19 protein-coding genes are annotated in these 25,885 nt (G+C 69.9%); 13 read left to right on the top strand and 6 right to left on the bottom strand.

The window, feature by feature from the left end; all coding sequences use genetic code 11:
• Both AC1RVW_RS27810 and AC1RVW_RS27805 read left to right on the top strand, forming a co-directional pair.
• On the top strand, nucleotides 1-630 hold a 630-nt coding region (locus AC1RVW_RS27810), incomplete at its 5' end, for a sigma factor-like helix-turn-helix DNA-binding protein (RefSeq protein WP_493203821.1).
• 87 nt (nucleotides 631-717) lie between these two features.
• A complete protein-coding gene (locus AC1RVW_RS27805) occupies nucleotides 718-1,179 on the top strand; it encodes a carboxymuconolactone decarboxylase family protein (RefSeq protein WP_285413935.1) in 462 nt (153 codons plus the stop codon).
• A gap of 4 nt (nucleotides 1,180-1,183) precedes the next feature.
• Here the strand turns inward: AC1RVW_RS27805 and AC1RVW_RS27800 are convergent, their stop codons facing one another.
• Together AC1RVW_RS27800 and glnE are read right to left on the bottom strand one after the other, a co-directional pair.
• Nucleotides 1,184-2,410, bottom strand: a complete 1,227-nt coding sequence (locus tag AC1RVW_RS27800) for a septal ring lytic transglycosylase RlpA family protein (RefSeq protein WP_493203819.1) — start codon at nucleotides 2,408-2,410, stop codon at nucleotides 1,184-1,186.
• Complete coding sequence (gene glnE / locus AC1RVW_RS27795) at nucleotides 2,403-5,198, bottom strand: bifunctional [glutamate--ammonia ligase]-adenylyl-L-tyrosine phosphorylase/[glutamate--ammonia-ligase] adenylyltransferase (protein WP_493203817.1); 2,796 nt, start codon at nucleotides 5,196-5,198, stop codon at nucleotides 2,403-2,405. The genes AC1RVW_RS27800 and glnE overlap by 8 nt, the downstream gene beginning before the upstream one ends.
• Nucleotides 5,199-5,223: 25 nt before the next feature.
• Between glnE and AC1RVW_RS27790 the strand changes: the two genes are divergently transcribed.
• Genes AC1RVW_RS27790 through AC1RVW_RS27775 form a run of 4 tightly spaced genes read left to right on the top strand, consistent with a single transcriptional unit; the run spans nucleotide 5,224 to nucleotide 12,978 of the window.
• Entirely contained in the window at nucleotides 5,224-9,432 is a 4,209-nt protein-coding gene (locus AC1RVW_RS27790) for a YhdP family protein (protein ID WP_493203815.1), read from the top strand.
• Nucleotides 9,429-10,244 carry a carbon-nitrogen hydrolase family protein gene (locus tag AC1RVW_RS27785; RefSeq protein WP_081268753.1) on the top strand — a complete coding sequence of 272 codons (816 nt, stop codon included), beginning with the start codon at nucleotides 9,429-9,431 and terminating at the stop codon, nucleotides 10,242-10,244. Before AC1RVW_RS27790 ends, AC1RVW_RS27785 begins: the two co-directional genes overlap by 4 nt.
• Nucleotides 10,245-10,246: 2 nt before the next feature.
• A complete protein-coding gene (locus AC1RVW_RS27780) occupies nucleotides 10,247-12,301 on the top strand; it encodes a two-component system sensor histidine kinase NtrB (RefSeq protein WP_493203812.1) in 2,055 nt (684 codons plus the stop codon).
• Between the two features lie 50 nt (nucleotides 12,302-12,351).
• On the top strand, nucleotides 12,352-12,978 hold the full coding sequence (locus AC1RVW_RS27775; RefSeq protein ID WP_081268755.1) for a response regulator transcription factor: 627 nt from the start codon (nucleotides 12,352-12,354) through the stop codon (nucleotides 12,976-12,978).
• 7 nt (nucleotides 12,979-12,985) lie between these two features.
• Here AC1RVW_RS27775 and AC1RVW_RS27770 read toward each other — a convergent pair whose 3' ends face one another.
• The 3 genes from AC1RVW_RS27770 to AC1RVW_RS27760 all read right to left on the bottom strand — a co-directional run bounded on the left by AC1RVW_RS27770 (nucleotide 12,986) and on the right by AC1RVW_RS27760 (nucleotide 14,666).
• The gene (locus AC1RVW_RS27770) at nucleotides 12,986-13,552 is read right to left on the bottom strand and encodes an OmpA family protein (protein WP_081268756.1); all 567 of its coding nucleotides are present in this window, start codon (nucleotides 13,550-13,552) and stop codon (nucleotides 12,986-12,988) included.
• A 117-nt stretch (nucleotides 13,553-13,669) separates the two neighbouring features.
• Nucleotides 13,670-14,329: a YiaD family glycine zipper/OmpA-like lipoprotein gene (locus AC1RVW_RS27765; RefSeq protein WP_106936406.1), complete on the bottom strand. Its 660-nt coding sequence runs from the start codon at nucleotides 14,327-14,329 to the stop codon at nucleotides 13,670-13,672.
• Between the two features lie 196 nt (nucleotides 14,330-14,525).
• Complete coding sequence (locus AC1RVW_RS27760) at nucleotides 14,526-14,666, bottom strand: hypothetical protein (RefSeq protein ID WP_172839868.1); 141 nt, start codon at nucleotides 14,664-14,666, stop codon at nucleotides 14,526-14,528.
• Here AC1RVW_RS27760 and mltA point away from each other — a divergent pair.
• On the top strand, nucleotides 14,665-15,816 hold the full coding sequence (gene mltA / locus AC1RVW_RS27755) for a murein transglycosylase A (protein ID WP_285413941.1): 1,152 nt from the start codon (nucleotides 14,665-14,667) through the stop codon (nucleotides 15,814-15,816). The genes AC1RVW_RS27760 and mltA overlap by 2 nt on opposite strands.
• Nucleotides 15,817-15,952: 136 nt before the next feature.
• Nucleotides 15,953-18,193 (top strand): PhoX family protein, encoded by a 2,241-nt coding sequence (locus AC1RVW_RS27750; RefSeq protein ID WP_493203808.1) that lies wholly within the window; start codon nucleotides 15,953-15,955, stop codon nucleotides 18,191-18,193.
• A gap of 118 nt (nucleotides 18,194-18,311) precedes the next feature.
• On the opposite strand, the gene AC1RVW_RS27745 is transcribed toward AC1RVW_RS27750, so the two are convergent.
• Nucleotides 18,312-18,779 (bottom strand): Lrp/AsnC family transcriptional regulator, encoded by a 468-nt coding sequence (locus AC1RVW_RS27745; protein ID WP_081268760.1) that lies wholly within the window; start codon nucleotides 18,777-18,779, stop codon nucleotides 18,312-18,314.
• A 105-nt stretch (nucleotides 18,780-18,884) separates the two neighbouring features.
• Between AC1RVW_RS27745 and mdeB the strand changes: the two genes are divergently transcribed.
• From mdeB to otnK, 5 genes are all read left to right on the top strand, one after another.
• A complete protein-coding gene (gene mdeB, locus AC1RVW_RS27740) occupies nucleotides 18,885-21,542 on the top strand; it encodes an alpha-ketoglutarate dehydrogenase (protein ID WP_493203806.1) in 2,658 nt (885 codons plus the stop codon).
• Nucleotides 21,543-21,624: 82 nt separating this feature from the next.
• Nucleotides 21,625-22,401 (top strand): FadR/GntR family transcriptional regulator, encoded by a 777-nt coding sequence (locus tag AC1RVW_RS27735; RefSeq protein ID WP_493203804.1) that lies wholly within the window; start codon nucleotides 21,625-21,627, stop codon nucleotides 22,399-22,401.
• A gap of 127 nt (nucleotides 22,402-22,528) precedes the next feature.
• The gene (gene ltnD / locus AC1RVW_RS27730) at nucleotides 22,529-23,449 is read left to right on the top strand and encodes an L-threonate dehydrogenase (RefSeq protein ID WP_493203802.1); all 921 of its coding nucleotides are present in this window, start codon (nucleotides 22,529-22,531) and stop codon (nucleotides 23,447-23,449) included.
• Between the two features lie 27 nt (nucleotides 23,450-23,476).
• Nucleotides 23,477-24,490 carry a D-erythronate dehydrogenase gene (gene denD / locus AC1RVW_RS27725; protein ID WP_493203800.1) on the top strand — a complete coding sequence of 338 codons (1,014 nt, stop codon included), beginning with the start codon at nucleotides 23,477-23,479 and terminating at the stop codon, nucleotides 24,488-24,490.
• Nucleotides 24,491-24,493: 3 nt separating this feature from the next.
• The gene (otnK, locus tag AC1RVW_RS27720; protein WP_493203798.1) at nucleotides 24,494-25,789 is read left to right on the top strand and encodes a 3-oxo-tetronate kinase; all 1,296 of its coding nucleotides are present in this window, start codon (nucleotides 24,494-24,496) and stop codon (nucleotides 25,787-25,789) included.
• Nucleotides 25,790-25,885: the final 96 nt, after the last annotated feature.

Genomic DNA, 25,885 nt, shown 5'->3' with positions numbered 1-25,885 from the left:
AGCCATTCCCCCGCGACCCCCGCGACCCCCGAGCAACTGCTCGAGCGTGCCGACAACATCTCCGTCGCCTTCCTCGCCGTGCTCGAGCGCCTCGCCCCGGAGGCCCGCGCGGCTTTCCTGCTGCGCGAAGTGTTCGATGCCGACTACGACGAAGTCGCCCGCACCCTCGGCAAGAGCGAGGCCGCCTGCCGGCAACTGGTGCACCGCGCCAAGGCCCAGGTGCAGGAGGGGCGCCCGCGCTTCAGCGTGCCGCGCGAGACCCATGAGCGCCTGCTGCGCGCCTTTGCCGATGCCGCCGCGCGCGGCAGCCTGCATGAACTGAAGGCGCTGATGGCCGAGGACGCCGAGCTTATCGGCGATGGCGGCGGCAAGGTGCCGACCTTCGGCAAGAGCCTGCATGGCAGCCAGCGCGTGGCGCAGCTCTACTTTGCGCTCTGGCGCCGCATGGGGCCGGCGGTGCGCATGGAAATCGTCGACATCAACGGCGAGCCGGGCATGCTGCGCTTTCTCGGCGGCGAACTCGAATCGGCCCAGACCTTCGAGATCGAGGACGGCCGCATCGTGCGCATCCGCGCGCAGCGCAACCCCGACAAGCTGGCGCGCATCGCGCAGCTTTTTGCTTCGAAATAATTCGCGCGGCGTGTCACAGGGCGTGGGGCCCGTCCGTCTTCAGTGGGTGAGCAGTCAGATTTCATTGCAACCCAACTGGAGAAACCCATGAACCCCACTTTGCGCCTCAACTGGTCCAAGCTCGCCCCGAAGTCCTTCGAGGCTTTTCTGTCAGTCAATGCCACGCTCGAGTCGAGCACGCTGGGCAAGGTGCTGATCGATCTCGTCTTCGCACGTGTCTCGCAGGTCAACGGCTGCGCCTACTGCCTCGACATGCACGTGCGCGATCTGCGCAAGCAGGGCGAGGAATGGCAGCGCATCAACAGCCTGCCGACATGGCGCGAGGTGAGCTTCTACAGCGACCGCGAGCGCGCCGCGCTGGCCTGGGCCGAGTCGCTCACGCGGCTGGCCGACCGCCATGACGAACGCGATGCCGAGTTCGCCGCGCTGAAGGCCAATTTCAACGACCAGGAAATCGCCGAACTCTCGGTGGCGATCGCGCAGATCAACAGCTGGAACCGCCTGGGTGTCGGCATGCGCCTGCCCGTCGCGGCCAAGGCGATCGCCTGAAGGCTCAGCGCCGCTCCACCACCATCGGCGCAATGCGCAGGCTGTCGCGCAACTGCGTGACGACCTCACTGGCCGCGCTGCGCGACGGGAACGGCCCGGCCTGCAGCCGATGCGTGCCCGCCTCGCTGAACACGCGCAGTTGCGGCGCCAGCGCAGGCACGCCGTGCGCGGCCTGGTTCAGCATGCTTTCGGCGCCGTCCCGCTCACGGAAGGCGCCGAGCTGCACCCAGAAGCCCTGCAGCGCGGTGGAGGGCGCCGGTGCGCCCGCGGGCAGCGGCGGCGGCGACGAAGGCGCGGCCTGCAGCGGCGCCAGGTCGGTCACCACGATGGCGGGGCGCGACGGCGGAATGGACGGCGGCGACTGCGCCGATTCCGGCTCGGCCCCGGCCGGCGGCACGGTAGCGATAGGCGTCTGCGGCGCGACCGGCATCGTGGATGCGGGCGGCGGCAGGTCGTTGTAGCCGCTGTTGTTGCCCGCGGCGACGGGCGTTGTCCACTGGACGGGCACCGCCACGGGCTGCTGCGCATTCGACGCACGCGACGAGGACGGGGATGACGCCACGCGCACCGGAACGAACTGCGCAGCCGGTGCCGCGGGTGCAGCGGCCGGCGCTGCCGCCGCATAGGCCGTGCCCGAATCCCGTCGCCATGCGCCGGTGCGGATGTCCTCGTTGGTGATCCGCTCGATCTCCACCGGCGCCACGCCGCGCAGCAGGTCGAGCTTCAGCGCGGCGGTGTAGCTCAGGTCGATGACGCGGCCGTCGACGAAGGGGCCGCGGTCGTTCACCCGCACGATCACCTCGCGGCCGTTGGCCGGGTTGCGCACGCGCACATAGCTCGGCAGCGGCAGCGTCTTGTGCGCGGCCGTCATGGCGTACATGTCGTAGGGCTCGCCGCTCGACGTCGACTGCGCGTGGAACTTGGTCCCGTACCAGGAGGCCAGTCCCGATTCGCGGAACGGCTGGTCGTCGGTGATCGGCGCATAGCCGCGGCCCAGCACCGTGTAGGGCTTGGCGGTGCCGCCGCTGGTGCGGATGGGTTCGATGCGGGGCTCGGCGTCGGGCACGCGCGCCAGGTCGGGCGGAATATTGGTGCCGGGGCCGTCGCGGCCGCCGGTGGCGCCACCGCCGCCGGAGCGCGGGCCGCTCGCGCAACCCGCGAGGAAGACGGCGACGGCCACCGCGCAGGCGGCCAGCGCGGTGCTCAGTGGGGTGCGGGTGCCGTCAGCCAAATACCGCCTTCCAGAGCGCCAGCATGGCGTCGCGCTCGGCGGCCAGTGCGGGCGGGGTGACTTGCGTCGGTTCTTCGTTCAGGCGCGCGCGATGCTGCACGCGGCGCAGCTCGCGGTAAGCCCGCGCCGCGCTGCGGCCCACGCCTTCGGGCAGCAGCCCGGCCAGTTCGGCGCGCAGCAGCAGCGCGATGTTGCCCACGTTGGGAATCAGCTCGGGATGCTCGCCCGAGGACGACAGCACCAGGAACTGCACCGCGAACTCGGCATCGACCATGCCGCCGGGGCTGTGCTTCACGTCGAAGCGGCCGGCCTTCACCGGCCGCGCACCGCGCAGCTTTTCGCGCATGGCGATGATCTCGGCCTTCAGCGCCTCGCGGTCGCGCGGCGACACCAGCACGGCCTCGCGCACCTGGTCGAAGCGCGCGCCCAGTTCGGCGCCGTGGTCGCTGCTGCCCAGCACGAATCGCGCGCGGGTCATGGCCTGGTGTTCCCAGGTCCAGGCGGTGTTGCTGCCGCGGCCGAGCTGGTACTTTTCGTAGGCTTCGAAGCTGGTGGTCAGCAGGCCGGAGTTGCCGTTGGGCCGCAGCGCGGTGTCGATCTCGAACAGGTCGCCCTCGCGCGTCTTCACCGTGAGCCAGTTGATGAGCTTGCGCACGTAGGCCGCGTACACCTCGCCGGCCCGCTCGTCGTCATCGTCGTAGACGAACACGATGTCGAGGTCGCTGCCGTAGCCCAGCTCTTTGCCGCCCAGCTTGCCGTAGCCGATGATCGCGAACTGCGGCTCCTCGCGGTGGCGGTTGCGCACGTGCGGCCAGCACCAGCGGGCGGTCACGCGCAGCGTGGTGTCGGCCAGGGCGCTCAGGTCGTCGGCCACCTGCTCGACGGTGATGCGGCCGTCCACGTCGCGTGCCAGCGTGCGGAACACCTCGGCATGGTGGGCGTGGCGCAGCAGGTTCAGCAGGCGTTCCTCGTCGGCCTCGCCGGTGCGGGTGAGCGATGCGTGGCGTGCCTCCAGTTCGCGCTCGAACTCGGCGGCCAAGAAGCGGCCGGAGAGCATCTCGTCGCTCGCCAGTTCGTCGATCACGCCGGGGTGCTGCATCAGGTAGCGCGCGGGCCACCTGGCGGCGCCCAGCAGGCGCAGCAGGCGTTCCTGCACGGCGGGCCGTTCGACCAGCAATGCGAGATAGCTCTCGCGGCGCATCAGCGGCTCGATCCAGTCGGCCCAGCGCATCGCGGCGTCGACGTGGCGCGGCGTCTGCCCCGGTCCGTCGCCGTCGGCCTCCTTGAGCCACACGCCGGTGCGCTGCACCAGCTGGCGCAGCCGCACGCGGGTTTCCTCGCGCAGGGCCAGCACGCGGGGCTGCTCGCACCAGTCGCGGATGCGTTCTGCAAAGATCTGCGGCAGGTCGCCGAGCAGGTCGGCCAGCTCGGCGGGCGCGGCGGCCTTCTTGCCGCTGCACTTGCCGTTGCAGGGCTTCTCGCCGCCGAGCAGCTTGTCGAACTCCTGCGCGACGAACTCGCGGTGCGTGTCGAGCTGCGCGAGGAAAGGACAGCAATCGGCATAGCCCATGGTCTGGGCGATCCAGCGCAGGTCGTCGTCGGCCACCGGCAGCACGTGGGTCTGCTGGTCGTCGAGGTACTGGATGCGGTGCTCCACGCGGCGCAGGAACTCGTAGGCCGCGGCCAGCGCATCGGCGGTTTCCTGCGGCATCAGGTTGGCGCGCGCCAGGCGCTGCAGCGCATCGAGCGTGGGGCGCGTGCGCAACTCGGGGAACTGGCCGCCGCGCACCACCTGCAGCAGCTGCACGGTGAATTCGATCTCGCGGATGCCGCCGCGCGACAGCTTCACGTCGTTGGCGCGCTCGGGCCGGCCGGCGCTGCGGCGCGCCGACTGCTCGCGGATCTGACGGTGCAGCACGCGCAGCGAATCGAACACGCTGTAGTCGAGGTAGCGGCGGAACACGAATGGCAGCACCGCGCCGCGCAGCGACTGGGCCTGGCCTGCCTGCACCACGTCGCGCGGGGCCACCACGCGGCTCTTCATCCAGGCGAAGCGCTCCCACTCGCGGCCCTGCACCTGGAAATACTCTTCCAGCGCGTCGAGCGAGACCACGCTCGGGCCCGAATTGCCGTTGGGACGCAGCGCCAGGTCGACGCGGAACACGAAGCCGTGCTCGGTGGTGTCGCCCACCAGCGCATAGATGCGCTTCACGGCACGCGCGAAGTACTCCTGGTTGGACAGCCGGCCGCGCCCGTCGGCGTCGCCGTGGGTCTCGCCGTCCAGGTCGTAGAGGTAGATGAGGTCGATGTCGCTCGACACGTTGAGCTCGCGCGCGCCGAGCTTGCCCATGCCGACGATCCAAAGCTGCGCGCGCTGGCCGTCGGGGCCCCGCGGCGCGCCGTGCACGGCGTCGAGTTCGTGGCAGGCGTCCCGGCAGGCGATGTCGAGCGCCAGCTCGGCCAGCTCGGTGACCGCGGTGGTCACCACGGCCAGCGGCGCCTGCGCGTCGCAATCAAGAGTTACAAGCCGCTCCATCACGAGCTGCCGCACAATCCTCAGGGCATCGCCGACGCTGTCCCCACGCAGGCGCAATGCCTCGTAAGCCACCGTCATCGACTCGCGCCGCGGCGCGCCAGGGGGAAGCAATGAAAGCTCGGCCGCATACCTGCGACGCAGGCGCTGCACGAAGCGCGAGTAGGAGGAGAACGCTGTTTGCGTCGAAGTGGCTGGCAACTGGTTCACACTGATGCTGGTTTCCGTGGAACCCCTCTGAATGCTGGCGGTCATAATTCCCGACACAGCGCGATCCTCAATGAACGACACGGCGTCTACCCCTTCACGTCTGCTCAAAATAACCGCTGTGACGGCGCGCTGGCTGCTGGGTCTGTTGATCGCTGCATGGCTTCTGCTGGCGCTGTCAGTCGTTGTCCTACACGCGTGGATTGTGCCGCGAATCGGCGATTTTCGCGGGGCTCTGGAAGCACAGGCTAGCAAGGCCATCGGCGTGCCGGTCCGCATCGGATCGATCACCGCCCGCTCCGAAGGGCTTTTCCCGGCCTTCGAACTGCGCGACGTGGTGCTGCAGGATGCCGACAGGCGCGAGGCCCTTCGCCTCGTGCGCGTGGTGGCCAGCGTGTCGCCGCGCTCGCTGTGGCGCCTCAATTTCGAGCAGCTCTACATCGAGGGTCCGCAGCTCGACGTGCGCCGCGACACTCAGGGAAAACTCCATGTGGCTGGTTTGCACATGGAGACCGACACCACCGGAGAGACCCGCGGCGCCGATTGGTTTTTCGCGCAGCGCGAGCTGGTCATCGAAGGCGGCACGGTGCGCTGGACCGACGAGCAGCGCAAGGCCGAACCGCTCCTGCTGACCGACGTGCGCTTCGTCGCGCGCAACACCGGCCTGCGCCACGGCGTGCGGCTCGACGCCACGCCGCCGGCCGGCTGGGGCGAGCGCTTCACGCTGCGCGGCCAGTTCCGCCAGCCGCTGCTGTCCATGCGCAGCGGCCACTGGCAGACCTGGGACGGCCAGCTCTATGCCGACCTGCCCTACATCGACGTGACCCGCCTCGGGCAGTACGTGTCGCTCGACGCCCGCATCCGCGAAGGCAACGGCGCGCTGCGCGTGTGGGCCGACGTGGACGACGGCCAGATCGTCGGCGGCGCGGCCGACCTGGGGCTCGACAAGGTCGACGTGTCGCTCGACAAGGGGTTGCAGCCGCTGGTGCTTCGCGGCGTCACCGGCCGGCTGTCCGGCCGGCTCACCGCGGACACGCTCGAGTTCTCGACCACCGCGCTGCAGTTCGGCACCAGCGACGGCCTGCGCTGGCCCGGCGGCAACCTGTGGCTGCAGCACACGCCCGCCAGGGGCCGCACGCCCGAGCACGGCGCGCTGCGCGCCGACCGGCTCGACCTCGCGGCACTGGCGCTCATTGCCGACCGGCTGCCGCTGGGCGAGGCCTCGCACCGCCTGCTCGAGGCCTATGCGCCGCGCGGGCTGGTCGAGCACATCGACTTCAACTGGCAGGGCACCCTGGGCGCGCCCGACCGCTACCAGGCCAAGGGCCGCGTGAGCGGCTTGCGCGTGGCCTCGCAACCCGGCACGCCGCAGCCGGCCGCCGCCGCGGCAACGGCTCCGTCCACCACCACGGCCACGGCCAACGCCGCGGCTGCTGCGCCGAAGGTCCATGCCGGCACCCCCGGCCTGAGCGGCGCCACGGTCGACTTCGACGCCACCCACGCCGGCGGCACCGCCACGCTGGCCATCGCGCAGGGCACGCTCGAATTCCCCGGTGTGTTCGAGGACCCCGTCATTCCGATCGACCGGCTCTCGACGCAGTTGCAATGGAAGCTCGACAACGGCAATGCGCAGCTCCAGGTCTCCAGGCTGCGCTTCGCCAACGTCGACGCGGAAGGCGACGCCGAGGCCAGCTGGCGCACCAGCGACCCCGCCACCTCCAGCAGCAAGGGCCGCTACCCCGGCGTGCTCGACCTGCAGGGCAAGCTGACCCGTGCCGACGGCACGCGCGTGTTCCGCTACCTGCCGCTCGACATTCCCCAGCACACGCGCGACTACGTGCGCGAGGCCGTCACCAAGGGCACCGCGAGCAGCGTCGATTTCCGCGTGCGCGGCGACCTGCACGACATGCCCTTCCTGGACCCGAAGCAGGGCGACTTCCGCATCGCGGCCAAGGTGGCGGACGTCGACTACGCCTATTCGCCGCCCCACGTGCCGGCCACCGCGCCGCGCAACGGCAAGCCGCCGGCCGTGTGGCCGCCGCTCACCGCGCTGTCGGGCGAACTGGTGTTCGAGCGCGACAGCATGCTGGTGCGCAACGCGCGTGGCCGCCTGGCCGGCGCCGCCGGTGTCGAGGTGACCAGGGCCGAGGCGCAGATCCCGGAGCTGTCGCACCACGCGCCGCAACTGCGCGTCGATGCCCAGGCCAAGGGGCCGCTGGCCGAGGTGCTGCGCGTCGGCGCGCCGCTGGCCGGCACCGAGACGGGGGGTGTCGGCGAGGTCATGCAGCGCGCGCGCGCCACCGGTTCGGCCGACTACAAGCTGCATCTCGAACTGCCGCTCGCGGCCATGGACAACGCCAAGGTGCAGGCCAGCGTGACGCTGGCCGACAACGAGCTGCAGATCGTGCCCGAGGCACCCTCGTTCTCCCAGACGCGCGGCACGCTCAACTTCACCGAAACCGGCTTCTCACTGGCCGGCGTGCAGGCCAGGCTGCTGGGCGGAGACATCCGCATCGAAGGCCGCGGGCGTTTCTCCGGCCCCAACCGGGAGGTCGCGCTGAAGGCGCAGGGCACCGCCACGGCCGACGGCCTGCGCGGCGCGCGCGAGGTCGACTGGCTCGCCCGCCTCGCGAAGAACGCGAGCGGCAGCACGCCCTTCTCAGCCGCATTCTCAATGCGCGACGGCACGCCCGAGTTCTCGCTTTCCAGCAGCCTGCAGGGCCTGGCGCTGCAATTGCCGCCGCCGCTCACGAAGTCCGCCGAGGAGCAGATGCCGCTGCGCGTCGAGAAGAAAGTGCTGGCGCGCGACAGCCGCCAGGGCGTCGCCACGCAAGACCAGCTCTCGTTCGAACTCGGCCGGGTCGGCTCGGCGCAATACGTGCGCGAGCTGGCGGGCGGCGAGGCGCGCGTGACGCGCGGCAGCATCGGCGTGGGCCTGGCGCCCGGCGAAACCGCCAGCCTGCCCGACAAGGGCGTGTTCGCGAACATCAACGTCGGCAAGCTCGACATGGGCGCGTGGCAGTCGCTGGTGGGCGATGCCGCTGCAAGCACGGGCACGGGCGCGGCCACAGGCACGGAAGCCGCCGAGCGGCCCGACGACACCTCCCTGCTCGCCTACCTGCCCACGCGCATCGCGGTGCGCGCGCAGCAGCTGGGCGTTGCCGGGCGCACGCTGCACGACGTGGTGCTCGGCGGCACGCGCGACGGCGCCCTCTGGCGCGCCAACATCGACGCCGCCGAGCTCAGCGGCTACGCCGAATACAGCCACACGCAGGCCGGCCGCCTCTATGCACGGCTCGCGCGCCTGAAGATCGCGCCGTCCGAGGCCACGCAGGTAGAGACCCTGCTCGACGAACAGCCCGGCACCCTGCCCGCCCTGGACATCGTGGTGGACGACTTCGAGCTGCTCGGCAAGCGCCTGGGCCGGGCCGAGATCGATGCCGTCAACCGCGGCGGCGCCGGCCGCGAATGGGCGCTCAACAAGCTGGCCTTCAGCACGCCCGACGCCAACTTCTCGGCCAAGGGCAGCTGGGCCGCGATTCCCGGTGCCGCGGCCGGCCAGCGCCGCACCGCCATGAGCTTCAAGCTGGAGATCGTCGACGCCGGCGAGCTGCTGACGCGCTTCGGCATGCCCGGCGTGCTGCGGCGCGGGCGCGGGCGGCTCGAAGGCGACGTCAACTGGCGCGGCTCGCCGTTCTCGCTCGACTACCCGAGCCTGGGCGGGCAGCTGCAGGTCGACGTCGAGCAGGGCCAGTTCCTCAAGGCCGACCCCGGCCTGGCCAAGCTGCTCGGCGTGCTGAGCCTGCAGGCGCTGCCGAGGCGGCTCACGCTCGATTTCCGCGACGTGTTCAGCCAGGGCTTCGCCTTCGACTTCATCCGCGGCGACGCCAAGATCAGCAAGGGCATCGCCAGCACCAACAACCTGCAGATGAAGGGCGTGAACGCCGCCGTGCTGATGGACGGCTCGGCCGACATCGTGCGCGAGACGCAGAACCTGCGCGTGGTGGTGGTGCCCGAGATCAACGCCGGCACCGCCGCGCTGGTGGCCACCGCCATCAATCCGGCCGTCGGGCTCGGCACCTTCCTGGCCCAGTGGGTGCTGAGCAAGCCGCTCTCGGCCGCGGCCACGCAGGAGTTCCATATCGAAGGCACCTGGGCCGACCCCAAAATAGCGAAGGTGCCGCGTTCGCTGCAGCTGTTGCCCCAGGGCATTCCCAACATGCCGGGGCTGCCCAGCACGCCCACCGCGGACGACGGCAAGAAAACGGAGACCACGCAATGAAAGTCGCAGCCATCCAGATGGTGTCGGCCATCGCGCGCGAGGCCAACCTCGCGCGCGCCCACGACCTGCTCGCCCGGGCCGCCGAAGCCGGCGCCGAGCTCGCGGTGCTGCCCGAGTATTTCTGCATGATGGGCGCGCGCGACACCGACAAGCTCGGCCTGCGCGAGACCGCCGGCGCGGGCACGGTGCAGGGCTTCCTGGCCGACGCGGCGCGCGAGTTCGGCCTGTGGATCGTCGGCGGCACGCTGCCCATCGAGAGCACCGACGCCGAGCACGTGTTCAACAGCTCGCTCGCCTTCTCGCCCGAAGGCCGCTGCGTGGCGCGCTACGACAAGATCCATCTCTTCTTCTTCGACAACGGCACCGAGCGCTACGACGAGCGCCGCGTCATCGCGCCCGGCGCCGAGCCCGTGGTGTTCGACCTGCCCTCGCGCGACGGCCACGGCTGGCGCGTGGGCATGAGCGTCTGCTACGACCTGCGCTTTCCCGAGCTGTACCGCGCGCTGGCAAAGCAGGGCGCCGACCTGCTGCTGGTGCCCAGCGCCTTCACGCGCACCACCGGCGCGGCGCACTGGGAGGTGCTGCTGCGCGCCCGCGCCATCGAGAACCTCGCCTGGGTGGTCGCGCCCGCGCAGGGCGGCACGCACGAGAACGGCCGCCAGACCTGGGGCCAGTCGCTGGTCGTCGACCCCTGGGGCACGGTGGTTGCGCAACAGGCCACCGAAGAAGGCGTGGTGCTGTTCGACATCGACGCCGGGCAGGTCGCGCGCATGCGCATGCAGCTGCCCGTGCTTTCGCACAGCGTCCTGTAGCAATGTCCGATGCGCTGCTGACCGTCCCACCGAGGCGATGGGCGCTCATCGCGTTCGCGCGCCTGCGCTCGCTGTGGCAGCGCTGGTTCCTGTGGCTGCTGCTGGCGGTGCTGGTGTCGGCGCTGCTGGTCACGGTGGTGTGGCTCGCGGGCCGGCACGAGGTCGAACAGGTGCAGGCCTCGCTCGACCGCGACACCGCCGACGCCGTGTCCGACCTGCGCAGCGGTTTCCAGCGCAACGCGCAGAGCCTGCGCGCCACGCAGGCCCCGGGCGCCAACCTGGGGCAGTGGAGCGACATCGCCGCCTCGCTGCTGCGCGAGCATCGCGAGTGGCTGCGGCTCGAATGGCGCGACGCCGCGCTGCGCCCGCTGCAGGCCGTCAACACGCCCTACCGAATGCGCATCCTCGACGAGGCCAACCGCGGGCCCGAGCAGTCCGACGTCACGCTGGCCTGCGCGGCCGCGCGCAAGCTGGGCGCGTCGGCCTACTCGCCGAGCCACTACGTGCCGGTGGCGGGCGGCGGCGGCGTCGAGGTGATGGAGCTGTGCGTGCCGATCGACGCGGGCGGCTACCTCGTGGCCAGCTACTCGCTGCGCGATGCGCTGATCGAGCTGGTCGGCCCCACGCTCACGCGCGGGCAGGAAGTGGCCTTCACCGAGGCCGACGGCACGCGGCTGGTGGCGCTGGGCACCTCGCGGCGCACCGGCACCCGCGTGTTCACCTCGCAGCAGCTCATCGACCTGCCGGGCACCTCGCTGATGCTGCGCGTGGACGGCTGGCGCGCGGCGCCAGACCTGTTCCCGAACATGCTCACCGCGCTGGTCACGGCCATCTCGATCGCGCTGGTGTCGGTGCTGGTGCTGCTGGCGCGCGACACCCGCCGCCGCCTGCGCGCCGAACGCGACCTGGCGGACGCGCTGGCCTTTCGCAAGGCGATGGAAGACTCGGTCATCACCGGCTTGCGCGCGCGCGACCTGCAGGGCCGCATCACCTATGTGAACCCGGCCTTCTGCGAGATGGTGGGCTTCACGCCCGAAGAACTCATGGCCGGCAACGCGGAGGCGCCCGACGCGCCCTACTGGCCCACGGAACTGGCGCACGAATACCAGCAGCGCCAGGCGCGGCGTCTGGCGGGCGGCATGCCGCCGCGCGAAGGCTTCGAGTCGGTCTTCATGCGCAAGGACGGCACGCGCTTTCCGGTGCTGATCTTCGAGGCGCCGCTCATCAACGCCCACAAGGTGCAGACCGGCTGGATGAGCGCGTTCATCGACGTGAGCGAGCAGCGCCGCATCGAGGAGCTGTCGCGCGCCAGCCAGGAGCGCCTGCAGGCCAGCGCGCGCCTGGCCACGGTGGGCGAGATGGCGTCGCTGCTGAGCCACGAGCTCACGCAGCCGCTGGCTGCCATTGCCAGCTATGCCAGCGGCTCGCTCAACCTGCTCGGCCCGCATGCGCGCGGCGACCAGGGCGAAGTGGCGATGGCGGTGAGGCGCATCGCCGAGCAGGCCGACCGCGCCGGCCAGGTGATCCGCAGCGTGCACGACTTCGTGCGCCGGCGCGACCGCACGCGCGAGCCGGTCGCGCCGCAGGCGCTGATCGACGCGGTGCTGCCGCTGGTGCGGCTGCAGGCGCGCAAGCTCGGCGTGAGCATCGAGGTGGTGTTCGAAGACCGCCTGCCAGCGGCCATGTGCGACCGCACGCTGGTCGAGCAGGTGCTGCTGAACCTCGCGCGCAACGCGATGCAGGCCATGGACAGCCCCGACAACGTCGGCAGCCGCGTGCTGCGCCTGCGCGTGTCGCGCGCGGCGGCGGTTGGCGGCACGGTGCAGGAAGACGGCCGCCGCTGGCTCGAGTTCTCGGTGGCCGACCTGGGCTGCGGCATCAGCGACGAAGTGGCCCAGCGGCTCTTCACGCCTTTCTTCACCACCCGCGCCGACGGCATGGGGCTCGGCCTGAGCCTGTGCCGTACGGTGGTGGAGCAGCATGGCGGCGCGCTGGTGTTCGAGCCGAACAAGCCGCGCGGCACCGTCTTCAGGTTTACGCTACCGGCGGCAGCCTGACGGCGCCCTTTTTTTTCTCAAGCAAACAATCTTCCGCTGGACCTCATGGCATGCAACCGCTGATCGATGGATTGATCTTTATCGTGGACGACGACGCCAGCGTGCGTGAAGCGCTCGCCTGGCTGCTGCGCTCGCGCCGCCTGGCCAGCGAGCATTTCGGCAGCGCGGAAGCGTTCGAGCAGTTCCTCGACCAGGGGCCGCTGCCCCAGCAGCCGCTGTGCCTGCTGCTGGACGTGCGCATGCCGGGCACGAGCGGGCTGGTGCTGTTCGACCGGCTCGTGGAGCGCGGCCTGCTGCCCGCCATGCCGGTGATCTTCCTGACCGGGCACGCCGACGTGCCGACGGCCGTCGACGCCGTGAAGCGCGGGGCGTTCGACTTCTGCGAGAAACCGTTCTCGGACAACGCGCTGGTCGACCGCATCGAGCACGCGCTGAATGCGTCGCTGCAGGCGCTCGAGCTGCAGCGCCAGCGCCGCGGCCTGTCGGAGCGCATCGCCGAGCTGACCGACCGCGAGCGCGACGTGATGCGGCTCGTGATCGAGGGGCTGCCCAACAAGCTCATCGCCGACCAGCTCGCGATCAGCGTGCGCACGGTGGAAGTCCACCGCGCGCGCGTGTTCGACAAGATGGAAGTGAAGTCGGCCGTGGAGCTGGCCAACCGCCTGCGGGACCTCTAGAGGCCTGTCAGGCTTTCTCTGCGACGAAGATTTCGACGCGGCGGTTCTGTGCGCGGCCGGCGGCCGTGCCGTTGTCGGCCAGCGGTTCGCGCGAGCCGCGGCCGTCGGTGGTGATGGCGGTGGTCGACACGCCGCGCGCCACCAGATGGTTGCGCACGCTGTCGGCACGGCTCACCGACAGGCGCTCGTTGCCTTCTTCGCTGCCGGTGTTGTCGGTGTGGCCCACCACGCGCACGCTGGCGGCAGTGGCGCTCTTCAGGCCGGCGGCGACCTTGTCGAGCACCTGCGCGAGGTTGCGCTTGACGTTGGCACGGCCGGTGTCGAACGACAGTTCGTTCGGGATCACCACGTGCAGCTGGTTGTCGGCGGTCTGCTCGATCACCACTCCGGTGCCCTTGGTCGAAGTTTCGAGGTCGGCCTTCAGCGTGGCCAGGCGCGCGGTCCAGCTGTTCGCCGGTGCGGGGGCCGGTGCCTCGGCGGCCGGCGGCGCGGGTGGCGGCGTCGACTGCGAAGCACAGCCCGCAATGAACAGCAAAGCGGCCGCGGCCGCACTCGAAACGACAAACTTCCTCATGAGATTCCCTCTTCTCTAAATGGACAAATGGCGGGTTCCGGCTTCTTCAAAGCGGCCGGTTCCCCGGTGGAGTGGTCAGGTGGCCGGCGCACCGATGCGCGCCGGCCACCTGCCGGATCAGCCTTGCGGAGCGCGCTCGCCCACGAAGATCTCGACGCGGCGGTTCTGCGCGCGGCCCGCGTCGCTGTTGTTGTCGGCGATCGGTTCGCGCGAGCCGCGGCCTTCGATGCGGAAGGCAGCCGGGTTCACGCCGCGCGCCACCAGGTAGTCGCGCGTGCTGGCTGCACGCTCGACCGACAGCGGGTTGTTGATGGCGTCGGAGCCGGTGCTGTCGGTGTGGCCGATGATGCGCACCTCGGCGTTCGGGTTGTTGCGCAGGCCGTTCGCGAACTGGTCGAGCACCGGCGCGAAGTTCGACTTGATGTTGGCGCGGCCCACGTCGAAGGACACGTCGCTCGGGATCTGCAGCTTCAGCTCGTTGTTGGGCGTTTGCGTGACGGCGATGCCGGTGCCCTGCGTGGCGGCTTCCATCTGGCGCTTCTGGTTTTCCATGCGCTGCGACCACAGGTAGCCGCCGAGCGCGCCGGCCGCGGCACCGACCACCGCGCCCGTGCCGATGGCACCGCGGTTGCCGCCGGTTGCGGAGCCGATCGCCGCGCCGCCCAGGGCGCCGATGCCGGCGCCGATGCCGGTGTTGCGCTGCGTGTCTGTCATGCCTCCGGCGCAGCCGGAGAGGACGAGGGCGGTGGCGGCGGTTGCGAGTACGAACTTTTTCATGGCGATCCCTTTCAAGGTTGAGTCAAGCGGGCCACAGCTTAGCTCCCGGGTGCCACGGATGGTACGGCCTCAAAGCCCCACGGAAAATAAGAAAAGTTTCGCCATTGCCCATGAATGCTGCGATGATTGCTACGAAAGTAATAGCAATGGGGTACTTCTCCGACAAGTTGCGACGGCAACGGACTGCACAAGCAATTCACGCTTCGGGCGGCGGCTTGCGGTCGGTGTCGTCCTCGTCGTGCAATTCACCCTTCTTGCGGCCGGAAAACATGGTCCACCAGATGATCAAGATGAACACAAGTCCCGCGGCGAGGGCTTCAAGCAGAATCAAACCCATGAGAAATGGACTCCAGTGGCTGGTCGGGCTCTTGATCGTAGCAACGCTCGCAGCCTGCTCCACCGGCCCGCGCGCACCCGACCTGCCGACGCGCCCCCCCGTCATCACCCCGCCGCGCGACCTCGGCCCGCTCACCGGCTCGCTCGCGCATCCCAAGAGCCGCTGGGTGCCGGTCGGCTGGGCCGAGCTGCCGGGCTTCGGCGAAGACCCGCTGCACGAAGCCTGGATCGCGCTGCTGGCCAACTGCTCGCGCCCCAATGCCGCCTTCGCGCCGCTGTGCCGCGACGTGCGCCAGCTGACCATCGCCACGCCCGAAGAACAGCGCCAGTGGATGACCGAGCGGCTGCAGCCCTACCGCGTCGAGGCGCTGAACGGCCAGAGCGAAGGCAAGCTCACCAGCTACTACGAGCCGGTGTACGAGGCCTCGCGCGTGCCCACCGCCACCTTCAACGTGCCGATCTACCAGGCCCCCGATGGCCTGGCACCGCGCCGCCCCTGGTACACGCGCCAGGAAATCGAGACCCTGCCCGAAGCCCAGGCCGCACTGCGCGGCCGCGAGATCGCATGGATGGCCGACCCCATCGACGCGCTGATGCTGCACATCCAGGGCTCCGGCCGGTTGCGCATCACCGAGGCCAACGGCTGGCAGCACACCGTGCGCATGGCCTTCTCGGCCACCAACGAGCAGCCCTACCGCAGCGTGCAGCAATGGCTCATGAGCCAGGGCGTGACCAAGGTCGGCAAGTGGCCCGACGACACCAAGGCCTGGGCCGCGCAGAACCCCCAGCGCGTGACGCAACTGCTGTGGAGCAACCCGCGCTACGTGTTCTTCCGCGAAGAAACCATGAGCGAGGTCGATGCCGCCTTCGGCCCGCGCGGCGCGCAGGGCGTGCCGCTGACGGCGGGGCGTTCCATCGCGGTCGACCGCGAGAGCATTCCCTACGGCACACCGGTGTGGCTGGCATCCAACGGACCGGCTGCGCAATTGCAGAAGCTGGTGGTGGCGCAGGACACCGGCAGCGCGATCCTTGGCGCCGTGCGGGCCGACTACTTCGCCGGCACCGGCGCCGACGCCGGGCGGCTTGCGGCAAGCATGAACCAGCCGCTGCGGCTCTGGGCGCTGTGGCCGAGGCAGTTGCCGGCGCCCTGATTTTTGCCGGCGCGGCGGGCCGTCAGGGAGATCGATTCAACCTGACGGGAAGCTGAGCAATTCACAGAAGCGTCATACGAAGTGCCTAACTTCGCGGGCTGGTTTCCTTTCCACCCCACGAAGAAAGACATTGCGCATGACCGCAAACACCCGCACCGACGATCCCTCGGTCGATCTCGACGACATCGGCACCAACCCCACGTCGAACCCCTCGTTCACCGACCTGATCGCCGCGCGCCTGAGCCGCCGGCGCCTGTTCGGCCTCGGCGCCGGCACCGCCGGCACGGCCCTGCTGCAAGCCTGCGGCGGCGGTGGTGGCGGCGCAGGCGCCGCACCCTTCCCGATCCTGCCGCCGGCACCAGCCCCAGCCCCCGCGCCGGCACCGGCACCGGCCCCCGCCGGCCCGATGAAGCTCGGCTTCAATGCCGTGGCCAAGAGCCTCGCCGACGTGGTCACCGTGCCCGCCGGCTACACCGCCAGCGTGCTGTACCGCCTGGGCGATCCGACCGCAGCCGGTGTCGCCGCCTACAAGAACGACGGCACCGACGACGCGACCACCTACGACCGCCGCGCCGGCGACCACCACGACGGCATGACCTTCTTCGGCATGAACGCGTCGAACAAGTGGGACGCCACCAGCGCCACGCGCGGCCTGCTCGTGATGAACCACGAAGCCATCACGCCCGTGTTCCTGCACCCCACGGGCCAGACCGCCGTCAGCGGCGTGCGCACGGTTGCCGATGAAGTGCTGCGCGAGTTCTACCTGCACGGCGTGAGCGTGATCGAGGTCAACAAGAGCGGCAGCACCTGGAGCTACAAGCAGGACTCGAGCTTCAACCGCCGCGTCCACACGCTGACCGAAATGACCTTCTCGGGCCCGGCCGCCAAGACCGACTACCTGAAGACCAAGTACTCGACCGACGGCAGCAAGACCCGCGGCACGGTCAACAACTGCGCCAACGGCACCACGCCGTGGGGCACGTACCTGACCTGCGAAGAGAACTGGGCCGGCTACTTCCGCCGCGTCACCGCCAACGACAACGCCAACCGCACCGCCAAGGAACTCGCTTCCTTCAGCCGCTACGGCGTCGCCGGCACCGGCCGCGAGCTCTGGGCCACCGTGACGCCCGACACCGCCGACAACCTGTACGGCCGCTGGAACACCGAAGTCACCGTCGTGGGCGGCACCGCCACCGACGACTACCGCAACGGCGCCAACACCTACGGCTGGGTGGTCGAGATCGACCCCTTCAACCCCACCAGCACCCCGAAGAAGCGCACCGCGCTCGGCCGCTTCGGCCACGAAGGCGCCTGCCTGGGCCCGGTCGTGGTCGGCAAGCCGCTCGTCTGGTACATGGGCGACGACTCGCAGAACGAGTACCTCTACAAGTTCGTGTCGACCAGGAACTGGGATGCGGCCGACATCGGCGGCGGCATTGCAGCCGGCGACAAGTACATGGACGACGGCAAGCTCTACGTCGCCAAGTTCAAGGCCGACGGCACGGGCGACTGGCTCGAACTGAAGCTGGGCGTCAACAACATCACCGCGAGCTACGCCAGCTACGCGTTCGCCGACGCGGCCGACGTGGTGATCAACGCGCGCCATGCAGCCGACGCAGCCGGCGCCACGAAAATGGACCGCCCGGAATGGACGGCCGTGAACCCGAAGAACGGCGAGGTGTACCTCACCCTGACCAACAACTCGGCTCGCGCGATCGGCACCACCGATGCCGCCAACCCGCGTTTCTACAACGACCCCAAGGGCACGAGCTCGCAGCGTGGCAACCCGAACGGCCACATCGTCCGCTTCGCCGACACCGGCGGTGACCCGGCGGCCGTCAGCTTCAAGTGGGACGTGTACCTGTTCGGCGCGCGCTCGACCGCATCGGCCGACGTGAACGTGTCCGCCCTCGGCGCCGACAACGACTTCTCCAGCCCCGACGGCATGTGGTTCAGCCAGGCCGCGCCCGGCCTGCTGTGGATCGAGACCGACGACGGCAAGTACACCGACGTGACCAACTGCATGCTGCTCGGGGCGCTGCCTGGCAAGGTCGGCGACGGTGCGGCCAGGACCATCACCAACTTCGACGGCGCCACCGCCGCGCAGCAGGCGACTTTCGTCGGCAAGGCACCGGGCACCGACGGCCTGCGCCGCTTCCTCGTCGGGCCGAAGGAGTGCGAGATCACCGGCATCGCCGAATCGGGCGACGGCCGCGCGCTGTTCGTGAACATCCAGCACCCGGGCGAAGACACCAAGGTGGCCGACATCACGACCCCGGCCAAGTTCTCCAGCCACTGGCCCGAAGGCGGCAACGCCCGCCCGCGCTCGGCAACCATCGTCATCACGAAGAACGACGGCGGCCTGATCGGCCTCTGAACGAAGACCTCCCCCCTTTCCGGGAACACCGTGGAACCGGCTCTGCCGGGCCACCGGTGTCGCCCCCGGCGAGGGGGTAGGCGCAGCGACACGAAGTGCGCGAAGCCTGGGGGAGTACCTAGTCTTTCGGCAACGGCAGCGCCGTCTTGTATCTCACCTGCTTGAGCGCAAAGCTCGAGCGGATCTTCTCGATCCCCGGAATCGGCGTGAGCTGTTCCATGATGAATTTCTCCAGCGCCGCCATGTCGGCCACGGCGATGCGGATCAGGTAGTCGCTGTCGCCTGTCATCAGGTAGCACTCCATCACCTCGTCGTGCTCGGCGATGCGCTGTTCCAGGTCGGCGAGCGACTGCCGGTTCTGCGTCGCGAGGCTGATCGAGATGAACACGTTGAGCCCGAGGCCCAGCGCCTTGGGGTTCGCCAGCGCCACGTAGCGGTCGATCACGCCGTGGGTTTCGAGCGCCTTCACGCGGGCCAGGCAGGGCGACGGCGACAGGTGCACGCGGCGCGCGAGTTCCACGTTCGACAGCGCGCCGTCGCGTTGCAGTTCGTCAAGAATGCGCAGGTCGATGGTGTCCAGTTGCATGAAATGCCGCGTCTCCGTAATTTCGCGGAATTTTATGCCGCGAGGTGCGCATGGACTTGCACGCGCCGGTAGCTAATTCTTCGCATGCCGGCCTAAAGTGCCGCCATGAACGCCCCGATTTCCGCCGACCAGATGCGCGCGCTGCTGCTCGATACGCCGCTGTCGCACGACCCCGATCCCGCCGAGACCGCCGAATGGCGCGACGCCTTCCTGGCGCTGGCGCAGTCGCAGGGTCCGCAGCGCGCCAAGCAGATGCTCACCGAGCTGGCACGGCTGGCGCGCCAGCAGCGCATCGGCTGGCAGCCCGAACTGGCCACGCCGTACGTCAACACCATCGCCGCGCAAGACCAGCCGCCGTTCCCGGGCGACCTGGCCATCGAGGAAAAGCTTGCCTCGCTGATGCGCTGGAACGCGCTCGCGATGGTGGCCAAGGCGAACCAGGCGTATGGCGAACTCGGCGGCCACATCGCCAGCTACGCAAGCGCGGCCGACCTGTTCGAAACCGGCTTCAACCATTTCTTCCATGCGCGCAGCGACGCCCATCGCGGCGACCTGGTGTTCTTCCAGCCGCACAGCGCGCCCGGCGTCTATGCCCGTGCCTATCTCGAAGGCCGCCTGAGCGAGGAAGACCTGAAGCACTACCGCCAGGAACTCACCGCGCCCGCCTTCACCGACGGCAGCGGCGCGCGCGGCCTGTGCAGCTATCCGCATCCGTACCTGATGCCGGACTTCTGGCAGTTCCCCACCGGCTCGATGGGCATCGGCCCCATCAGCTCGATCTACCACGCGCGCTTCATGCGCTACCTCACGCACCGCAACCTGCTCGACTGCGAAGGCCGCAAGGTGTGGGGCGTGTTCGGCGACGGCGAGATGGACGAGCCCGAATCGATGAGCGCGCTGACGCTCGCCGCGCGCGAGAAGCTCGACAACCTCGTGTGGGTCGTCAACTGCAACCTGCAGCGCCTCGACGGCCCGGTGCGCGGCAACGGCCGCATCATCGACGAGCTCGAAAAGCTCTTTGCCGGCGCGGGCTGGAACGTCGTCAAGCTGGTGTGGGGAAGCGACTGGGACGGCCTCTTCGCGCAGGACGTGAGCGGCGCACTGGCCCGCGTGTTCGCCAACACCGTCGACGGCCAGATGCAGACCTTCGCGGCCAAGGACGGCCGCTTCAACCGCGACAACTTCTTCGGCCAGAACCCCGAGCTCGCGCGCCTGGCCGAAGGCATGACCGACGAGCAGATCGACCGCCTGAAGCGCGGCGGCCACGACCTGGTGAAGATCCATGCGGCCTACGCGGCGGCGGCCCGGCACAAGGGCCAGCCCACCGTGATCCTCGCCCACACCAAGAAGGGCTACGGCATGGGCAGTGCCGCGCAGGGCAAGATGACCACGCATTCGCACAAGAAGATGGGCGACGTGGACCTGATCGAATTCCGCGACCGCTTCAACCTGCCGCTGACCGACGCGCAGGCCACGGCGATGGACTTCTACCGCCCGCCGGAAGACAGCGCCGAGATGCGCTACCTGCGCCAGCACCGAGAGGCCCTCGGCGGCGCGATGCCACGGCGCGAGACCGCCTGCGACGTGGTGCCCAAGCCCGACATCGCGAGCTACGCGCAGTTCGCGACCGCGGCCGCCGGCAAGGAAATGAGCACCACCATGGCCTTCGTGCGCATGCTGGGCAACCTGCTGAAAGACCCGGCCCTGGGCCCGCGCATCGTGCCCATCGTGGCCGACGAGGCGCGCACCTTCGGCATGGCCAACCTGTTCAAGCAGGTCGGCATCTATTCGAGCGTGGGCCAGCGCTATGCGCCGGAAGACATCGGCTCGGTGCTGAGCTACCGCGAGGCCACCGACGGGCAGATCCTCGAGGAAGGCATCAGCGAGGCCGGCGCCATCGCGAGCTGGACGGCGGCTGCCACCAGCTACAGCGTGCACGGCCTGGCGATGCTGCCGTTCTACATCTACTACTCGATGTTCGGCTTCCAGCGCGTGGGCGATGCCATCTGGGCCGCGGCCGACCAGCGTGCGCGCGGCTTTCTGCTGGGCGCCACGTCGGGGCGCACCACGCTCGGCGGCGAAGGCCTGCAGCACCAGGACGGCAGCAGCCACCTGGTGGCCGCGACCATTCCCAACTGCAAGGCCTACGACCCGGCGTATGCGGGCGAGATGGCGGTGATCGTCGACGCGGGCATCCGCGAGATGATGGTCGAGCAGCAGGACGTGTTCTATTACGTCACGCTCATGAACGAAAACTACGCGCAGCCCGACGTGCCCGAGGGCGCGGAAGGCGACATCCTGCGCGGCTGCTACCGCTTCGGCACCTACGCGCCGGCATCGGGCAAGGCGAAGAAGAAGGTCACGCTGATGGGCTCGGGCGCGATCCTCACCGAAGTCGTCAAGGCCGCGCAGCTGCTGGCCGACGAAGGCATCGAGGCCGAGGTGTTCAGCGTCACGAGCTGGAGCGAACTCGCGCGCGACGGGCTGGCCTGCGAGCAGCGCGCGCTGGCTGGCGAGAAAGATGCCGGCGCTGCGTTCGTCGCGCGGCAGCTCGGCAACGGCGGCAAGTCGCCCATCGTTGCCGCCACCGACTACGTGCGCGCCGTGCCCGAGAGCGTGCGCGCCTTCCTGCCCGAAGGCCGCCGCTACATCACGCTGGGCACCGACGGCTTCGGTCGCAGCGACACGCGCGCTGCGCTGCGCGGCTTCTTCGGGGTGGATGCGGCCAGCATCGCGAGCGCCGCGCGCCACGCGCTGGCCTGAGCAGGCCGGGCACGGCGCAACGGGAGGAAACGGGCCGCGCGGGGGCTGCGTTAGAGTCGCAGCCCATCGCCGCACCACGCCCATGACCGCCCGCTTCCAGTCCGTCGCCCCCACCGTCCGCCTGGCCGACCAGGTGGCCGATGCGTTGGCCGCCGAGGTGCGCAGCGGCCGCCTGTCCGAAGGCGACAGGCTGCCCACCGAGACCGCATTGGCCGCGCAGTTCGGCGTGAGCCGCACCGTGGTGCGCGAAGCCGTGTCGCGGCTCAAGTCGCTGGGCCTGGTCGATTCGCGCCAGGGCAGCGGCGTGTACGTGCGCGCCGCCGGCATCGAGCCGCTGCGCTTCGAGATGCCGCATGTCGCCTCGCGCGAGGCGGTGGTCCAGATGGTCGAGCTGCGCCGCGCGCTCGAAGCCGAGGTGGCCGCGCTGGCCGCCGAGCGGCGCACCAAGGCCGACCTGCGCCGCATCCGCGAAGCCATCAAGGCGCTCAAGGCGGCGGTGGCGGACGGCGGCAACGGGGCCGAAGAAGACGTGCGCTTCCACACCGCCATCGCCGAGGCCGCGCGCAACCCCTTCCTTCTTGGCACGCTGCAGTACCTGCGGCAGTTCCTGCATGGCGCCACCCGCGTCACGCGCGCCAACGAGGCACGCCGCGCCGACTTCGCCGCCCAGGTGGCGCAGGAGCATGCGCTGATCGTCGACGCCATCGACGCCGGCGACCCGGTGCGCGCGCGCGAAGCCGCCAAGTCGCACATGGACAACGCAATCCGCCGCATCGAGCAGGCCGACCCGGCGTTCTGGCAGCAGGAGGGCGCGCAACTCGCGCGGCCGTTGGTCGAAGGCTGGCCCGCGCGCAACTGAGCAGCGCACGCCCTGGTGCGGGTTAGATCGGATCGGCTCGAGCGACGGGAATTTGTATGATGACCTTACAAATCGAGCCGCAGGCCATCGTGGCCTACGCTGTACACCGTTCAAGGAAAGCGCGTCCATGACCTCTTCACCTGTCCCCGTCGTCGGCCTCGTGGGCCTTGGTGCCATGGGTGCCGGCATGGCGCAGTCGCTGCGCCGCGCCGGCCATGCGCCGCATGTGTTCGACGTGCGCCGCGAAGCCGCCGAGGCCTTCGCCCGCGACGGCGGCACGGCCTGCGCCACGCTCGAAGCGCTGGGCGCGCAGTGCGACATCGTGGTGTCCGTTGTCGTCAATGCCGCGCAGACCGAATCGGTGCTGTTCGGCGACGGCACCGCGCCCGGCTGCGCCGCATCGATGAAGCCCGGCAGCCTGTTCGTGATGTGCTCCACCGTCGATCCCAACTGGTCTGTCGCACTCGAGGCGCGCCTCGCGAAGCTGGGCATCCTGTACCTCGACGCGCCCATCTCCGGCGGCGCCGCCAAGGCCGCCAGCGGCCAGATGACGATGATGACCGCCGGCACGCCGGCCGCCTACGAGAAAGCCGGCGCGGTGCTCGACGCGATGGCCGCCAAGGTCTACCGCCTCGGCGACCGCGCCGGGGCGGGCAGCAAGGTGAAGGTCATCAACCAGCTGCTGGCGGGCGTGCACATCGCCGCCGCGGCCGAGGCGATGGCGCTGGGCCTGCGCGAAGGCGTGGACCCGGCCGCGCTCTACGAGGTCATCACGCACAGCGCGGGCAACAGCTGGATGTTCGAGAACCGCATGGCCCATGTGCTGGCAGGCGACTACACGCCGCTGTCGGCCGTCGACATCTTCGTGAAGGACCTGGGACTGGTGCTCGACGTGGCGCGGGCCAGCAAGTTTCCGCTTCCGCTGTCGTCCACCGCGCACCAGATGTTCATGCAGGCCTCGACCGCGGGCTACGCGCGCGAGGACGACAGCGCGGTCATCAAGATCTTCCCCGGCATCGAGGTGCCGGCCCCGAAAAAAGAAGCCTGAAAAGAAAGCACAGAGAGAGACACACACATGAACATCCTCATCACCGGCGGCTGCGGTTTTCTCGGCGCCCGCCTCGCCCGAACGCTGCTTGCCGGAGGCCCTCTCGCGCTGGCCGGCAGCGCCGCGCAGCCCGTGTCGCGCATCACCCTGGCCGACCGCGTGCCGCCGCCCGCCGACCTGGCCGGCGATGCGCGCGTGCAGTTCGTGCAGGGGGACCTGCTCGAACAGCTCGCGAGCGGCGCGCTGCCCATGGCCGAGACGCAGCTCGTGTTCCACCTTGCCGCGGCAGTCAGCGGCGAGTGCGAAGCCGACTTCGACCTCGGCATGCGCAGCAATCTCGACGCCACGCGCGGCCTGCTCGAAGCCGCGCGCCGCGCCGGCCATGCGCCGGTGTTCGTGTTCTCCAGCTCGGTCGCGGTGTTCGGCGATTCGCCCGAGCAGCGCCTGCCGGCGGTGATCGAAGACACCACGCTGCCGACGCCGCAGAACAGCTACGGCATCCAGAAGTTCATCGGCGAGCAGCTGGTGGCCGACTTCACGCGCAAGGGCTTCGTGCAGGGCCGCAACGTGCGGCTCATGACGGTGTCGGTGCGCCCGGGCAAGCCCAACGGCGCGGCCTCCAGCTTCCTCAGCGGCATGCTGCGCGAGCCGCTGGCCGGCGAGCGCGCGCGCTGCCCCGTGCCGCCCGACACGCCGGTCGCGCTGGCTTCGCCCGGCAACACCGTCGCCGGCATCGTCCGCGCGGCCACGGCCAGCGCCGCAGAGTGGGGCGCGCGCACGGCCGTCAACCTGCCCGCGCTCACCACCACCGTGCGCGACATGGCGCAGGCGCTCGAACGCATCGCGGGCAAGGAAGCCACCGGCCTGATCGACTGGGAGCCCGATGCCGCCGTCGCGAAGATCGTCACCAGCTGGCCCAGCCGCATCAATGCCGCGCGCGCCGAGGCGCTGGGCCTGAAGGCCGACGCCAGCTTCGACGCCATCCTGCGCGACTACGTGCGAGAGAACGCGCAGGCCGTGAAGCTGCCGCTGAAGGACTGAGCCATGGCCAAGTTCGTGCTCGGCTGCATCGCCGACGATTTCACCGGCGCCACCGACCTCGCCAACAACCTGGTGCGCGCCGGCATGCGCGTGGTGCAGGCCATCGGCGTGCCCGAAGCGCCGAGCGCGGGGGCCGAACGGCCGCCGCTCGACGCGGATGTCGATGCCGTGGTGGTCGCGCTCAAGTCGCGCACCATCGCGCCGGCCGAGGCCATCGCGCAATCGCTGGATGCGCTGCGCTGGTTGCAGGCACAGGGCGCGCAGCAGATCTACTTCAAGTACTGCTCCACCTTCGACAGCACGCCGCAGGGCAACATCGGCCCCGTCACGGAAGCGTTGATGGACGCGCTGAACTGCGACTTCACTATCGCCACCCCCGCTTTCCCCGACAACAAGCGCACCGTGTTCAAGGGCTACCTGTTCGCTGGCGACGTGCTGCTGAACGAAAGCGGCATGCAGAACCATCCGCTCACGCCGATGACCGACCCGAACCTGGTGCGCGTGCTGCAGGCGCAGTGCGAGCGCAGGGTGGGGCTGATCGACTACGCCGTGGTGGCGCGCGGCGCGGCGGCCATCGGCGAACGCATCGCGCAGCTGAAGGCCGAAGGAATCTCGATCGCCATCGTCGATGCGGTGTCGAACGACGACCTGGTGCGCATGGGCCCCGCGCTCGCGAAGATGCCGCTCGTCACCGCAGGCTCCGGCGTCGCCATCGGCCTGCCGGCCAACTTCGGCCTCGCGCCTTCCTCGCAGGCCAGCGCATTGCCGGAGGCCGGCGGCAAGACGGCAGTGGTCTCGGGCAGCTGCTCGCTCGCCACCAACCGGCAGGTGCAAGACTTCATCCAGCGCGGCGGCGCGGCGATGGCCGTCGACCCGCTGCGCATTGCGCAGGGCGTCGACGTCGCGGCAGAAGCGCTGGCATGGGCCGCGCCGTTGATCGACAAGGGCCCCGTGCTCGTCTATTCCACAGCCGATGCCGGTGCCGTGAAATCGGTGCAGGGCAGGCTCGGCGTGGAGGAGGCCGGCGCGATGGTCGAGCGCACCATCGCCGCCATCGCGCGTGGCCTGGTCGAGCGCGGTGTGCGCCAGTTGGTGGTGGCCGGTGGCGAAACCTCCGGCGCATGCGTGCAGGCGCTGGGCATCTCGCAGATGCAGATCGGCCCGCAGATCGACCCCGGCGTGCCGTGGTGCCATGCGCGTTCCGACGCTGCGCCTGGAGGCGGCTTGCATATCGCGCTCAAGTCGGGCAACTTTGGCACCGATGATTTTTTTACCAAGGCGTTTGCGGTGCTCGAATGACGGGCTCTTTTCGGGGGTTCGCTCACGCCGACGGGGTACCTTGCTCCGCGAATGTCCCCCGCCCTTCGGGCTCCTCCTTTATTTCGCTGCGCAAGG

It is taken from the genome of Variovorax sp. MPBD4-3 (genome assembly GCF_058809745.1).
The sequence above is the reverse complement of the archived record's forward strand: the minus strand, read 5'-3'. Positions and strand labels throughout refer to the sequence as shown.